Source organism: Actinomyces ruminis (assembly GCF_002154335.2).
GTDB lineage: Bacteria > Actinomycetota > Actinomycetes > Actinomycetales > Actinomycetaceae > Actinomyces > Actinomyces ruminis.
Genome location: NZ_MTPX02000027.1, coordinates 1 through 3,939, shown reverse-complemented (window position 1 = coordinate 3,939; position 3,939 = coordinate 1). Strand labels below are relative to the sequence as shown.

The following is a 3,939-nucleotide window of genomic DNA, read 5'->3' as shown; positions in this document are numbered from 1 at the left end:
GGCGCGCGACTCCTTCTCCCCCGCCGTCAGGAAGGTCTGCAGGCCGAGGGTGTCGAAGCCGACGCGCGCCAGCTTGTCCAGGCCGGACTCGTCCTGGCCATACTCGCCCATAATCTCAGCGTCCAGCGCCTTGCCCGCGGCGCCGGCCTGAATACAATGTATTCACGAACCATGAGAAGGAGCCGACCGTGAGCACCATGACAGTGCGCATGAACGAGCAGGATGCCGAACTCGTCCGCAAGTTCGCCCAGTTCGAGGGCGTAACCGTCTCCGATTTCGCCCGTACCGCGATCCTGGAGAAGATCGAGGACTCCTACGATCTACAGGAGCTGCGCGAGGCGATCGCACAGGATTCCGGCGAACGCTTCAGCATCGACGAGATCCTGTCCGAACTCGCCTCATGACCGCACAGACCAGCCCGTACCGAGTCGAGTTGACCACGCGGGCCCGCAAACAACTGAAGAAGATGGACCGGTTTGACGCCAGGATCCTTGCCACCTGGATCAAGAACAACATCGATGGGTGTGCCGACCCCCGTGCCTTCGGCAAGGGGCTGACCGCGAACCGCTCGGGCGAGTGGCGTTACCGCGTGGGCTCCTACCGGATCCTCGCGCTCATCCACGACGACATCGTCACGATCGAAGTCTTCTCCATCGGACGCCGCGACAAGGTGTACAACGACTAAGCGACTTGCTACACATTGAACCTGAACTCCACTTGGAACCGCGAGGCCACGAACGACCTTCAAATCGAGTCGTAAGCAAGTGATTGCAACCACGCACGAGCGACAACACAAGGTCCTGCCGATCACACACCCGGAGGTCGGAGCCGTTGAGCCCCGTGCATCAAAAGGCAGGGACTACCTCATCGGCGACGGCGGTTGAGCTGCGCTGTCATTGCTGCCGCCCCGGAGCAGCCATAACTGGCCCTTCCGGTTTGAGGGTGTGGTGGGGTTTGGGATGGGCGCGGTTGGTGCCTTGGCCCGGCGTGGTGGTGACCCAAGCCTGGCTGGTCGTCCTTCGCCCGGTGTCAGCGGGCGGGCCCGCGAGCTGGAAGCGCGTGCCGAGCCGAGTACGCGCGGACCGCCGGCATCCGGAGTGCACGCCTCGGGGTGGAATGTCCAGATTCGGGACAAACGCCGCCCACGTGGGCGCGAGCCGTTCTAGCACCCGCATGACTCCAACGTTCTGCTCGCGGCCTTGGACGCCGCCTCCACCGTTTGTCCCAAAACCGGACACTTTCCCAGGACGCGCGGCAGCAGCGACCGCCACCACAGGCATACCCGCAGATGAGCAGAGCAGCACTCGGCCCGCGACTACCCACCGCCACATCCTCAAACCGGAAGAGCCCCATAACTGGCTTCGCGGGCCATCTGATTAACGTGCCCAATGAGGCTAGTTACCAGCATGAGCACTTGGACGCAGTTGCGCTTGCTGAACTGACGAGAGGAGACGCCGTGGACACTGGCGTGGCGCGAGTAGTATTGCGGCACCTTGTCGCCCTTGTGCTTCCAGAACTCCTCGTGCGAGTTCCAGATCGGCAGCCATACGAGCGCTTCACGGACACCCATCTTAACGATTTTATCTGGGACGTCAGCACCCCTCTTGTGGTTCGTGATAACCCTACGTTCCTCTCGATCGGGATAGAAACGATAAATCAACGTGTCCAGCACGACAGTAAACACAGCCTGAGCCGAACGAACGTAGCCGGCGCGCATTGCGCCTAGGCCGTCCAAGACAAAGTTCAGCTCGTCGCTGATCACCTCGTGATCCGCCCGCTCCAGTACGACGGCGCAGTCTTCCATGAGCGACTTGTAGCACTCGCCGAGCACTCGTCGTCGCCCCGCACGGTCCTTGGCCCGAAGCAGCCGCAGCGCCGTGCGGCCCCGTGGCACGAGGTAGAGCGGGATGCCCTCCTGCTCGACGAACTCGTGGACCTGGTTGGCCCCAATCTCGTCAGCATGATCCTTGAGATTGGGAGGCAGCAGGGCGCGGTTCAGGCCCCGAAGCGATTCCGGGGCAAACAGAGGCCCGAGCGATTTTCGCAGGCCCTCCATTGCCTTAGCCTGCTGCTCAGAGATTTGCTTGAGTATCTCCTGAGTCACGGGGCTGACAAACAGAGCCTGTAGTGCGGGCAGGTCGAGCAGTGACATCGAGTAGGTGGGTACACCGGAGGCGATCGACGCCATCTGCTCCCTAAGCTGTTCATTCATCGGCGCGAGAGCCTCGCGGGCGATGACACTGTAGTCGGGCATCGACGATCGGATCTGCTTCTGCAGGGGCACAAGGACGCGGGCAATGAGATCGTCCATGTTGGGCAGGAGCGACCACGAGAACCCCGCTGGCATGCGGAAGCCAACATCCCGATCCCTGCGGTCGCCCGCGGCCGACTCTACAGGCTCCAATGCCCCTTCCTCGAGTTGAGAGGCGTCACCGTCTTCAGACTCAACCTCGTGGTTGTCATCATCGTTCACGACGAACCTCCACTGGACACCGATGCGCCGTCAAGTCTTCGATGGACCATCGAGACCACCGTCAACACTTCGAGCAACTCGTCCTCACTGACCGTCCGGTTCAGCCTCGGATCGTGCGCCGTCGGGTTCCGGTAGAGACCGCTCAAACCCTTCACGAGATTCGCGAGCCCGGTCTGCTCGTCCTTCTCGGTCTGTGTACGCAGCGAGTTGATCGCAAGCATCGGCACACCAGACTTGCCGAGCGCCAGAGCGGCATCAACGAGCGCTGCCCCGTCGTCCGAAGCGCCGCTCAGGTCCCGGATACGATCGAAGATGCTCTTGGTCGCCTCAAGGCAGGCATGGAAATGCGCCTTCTTTAGCACCTCAAGCGAACAGTACCGGAGCACCTCCGGATGGCACTTACGGCGGCAGAGTTCATCGCGGATCGACGTAGCGATGCGAGACGCTTCATCCAGGGTCTGGGCAACTGCGCCGCTGACAACTTTGCCCTCGTCGTTAACCTGCAGCCCGACGAAGGCAAGACGTTCATTGAGCTGATCTTGACGAAGGGAGAACAGCTCCGGCTGAGTGCGATACCTCACCGGTTCCATCACCATGACGATGAAATTGATTACGCCCTTCGAACTCTGATACTTGTCTTGGTGAGCGATGAAGGCTTTGGCCAGCCGTTCGCGCTTGGTCGCTGTCGGGATCGGGTCCTCCATACGCAAGTGATGAAGCAAATCGCCAATCTCTCTACCAGTCAAGCCTTCATTGGTGTCGGCAAGGACGCCAGCAATCTCCTTAAGCACTGCGTACGACCAGGACTGCGGAAGTTCAGTCATACCGGATCACCGTCGCGCATCGATGGAGTATAGAGCCGACGACACATGCGCCGACCGCTCACTTCTTCCCTCAGACGTGAGCCCCGCTCGGAATTCCACCAGACGACAGCTTGAAATCAGCGCCTCACTCATTTAATTGAAACCCTCTATGCACATCGGACAGTCGCACACTTGGGGGCAAACCCACAAGCGAGGCAAGCCGATTGATGAGATCTGAGAGCAAGCGCGTTCTATCGCGGGGATCGCGCGCGTCGCGCGTCTCTCTGTACAACCGAAGCGAGTCCGCATCATCCCAAAGAGGAGTGGAATCTCGTTAAGCGGGCCTATTAGACGCTTCTGATCAAGCCGATGCCTCATGATTTCACGCACAAGGGCCAGCCGCTGACGCTCGCGCTCGGTACGGGACTGTGCCTTCTGCGACAAGAAGGTCTGAAGGATACTCAACATTCCCGTCAGGATTGCACCGACTACCGCGCCAGCCAACGCCGCTACAAGTTCAGAGCTCACTTCTTGCCGCCAGACGTAAGCCCCGTTCGGAACTCGACCACATCACCGTCGGCCATGACGTAGTCCTTGCCCTCCATGCGGACCCGCCCGTGGGCGCGGACCTCGGCCATGGAGCCGTACTCCATGAGGTCGTCG

5 protein-coding genes and 1 pseudogene are annotated in these 3,939 nt (G+C 60.9%); 2 read left to right on the top strand and 4 right to left on the bottom strand.

Translation table 11 applies throughout. The features are described from left to right. A pseudogene (locus BW737_RS04120) lies at positions 1-117 on the bottom strand (redox-regulated ATPase YchF); the annotation flags it as partial. A gap of 80 nt (positions 118-197) precedes the next feature. Between BW737_RS04120 and relB the strand changes: the two are divergent. Both relB and BW737_RS04110 read left to right on the top strand, forming a co-directional pair. After that, on the top strand, positions 198-404 hold the full coding sequence (gene relB, locus BW737_RS04115) for a type II toxin-antitoxin system RelB family antitoxin (RefSeq protein WP_257210451.1): 207 nt from the start codon (positions 198-200) through the stop codon (positions 402-404). Then, a complete protein-coding gene (locus BW737_RS04110; protein ID WP_086616092.1) occupies positions 401-685 on the top strand; it encodes a type II toxin-antitoxin system RelE family toxin in 285 nt (94 codons plus the stop codon). Before relB ends, BW737_RS04110 begins: the two co-directional genes overlap by 4 nt. 648 nt (positions 686-1,333) lie before the next feature. Here the strand turns inward: BW737_RS04110 and BW737_RS04105 are convergent. From BW737_RS04105 to BW737_RS04095, 3 genes are all read right to left on the bottom strand, one after another. Beyond that, positions 1,334-2,473, bottom strand: a complete 1,140-nt coding sequence (locus tag BW737_RS04105) for a hypothetical protein (protein ID WP_086616091.1) — start codon at positions 2,471-2,473, stop codon at positions 1,334-1,336. After that, positions 2,470-3,297, bottom strand: coding sequence for a TIGR02391 family protein (locus BW737_RS04100; RefSeq protein WP_086616090.1), 828 nt, complete (start codon positions 3,295-3,297; stop codon positions 2,470-2,472). The genes BW737_RS04105 and BW737_RS04100 overlap by 4 nt, the downstream gene beginning before the upstream one ends. A gap of 503 nt (positions 3,298-3,800) precedes the next feature. After that, the coding region (locus BW737_RS04095) for a DUF933 domain-containing protein (RefSeq protein WP_143233263.1) at positions 3,801-3,939 on the bottom strand (139 nt) is incomplete at its 5' end.

What these genes read in the sequence shown, in the direction of transcription:
- relB (WP_257210451.1), top strand. Translation starts at nt 198, where the DNA reads ATGACAGTGCGCATGAACGAGCAGGATGCCGAACTCGTCCGCAAGTTC.
- BW737_RS04110 (WP_086616092.1), top strand. Translation starts at nt 401, where the DNA reads ATGACCGCACAGACCAGCCCGTACCGAGTCGAGTTGACCACGCGGGCC.
- BW737_RS04100 (WP_086616090.1), bottom strand. Translation starts at nt 3,297, where the DNA reads ATGACTGAACTTCCGCAGTCCTGGTCGTACGCAGTGCTTAAGGAGATT.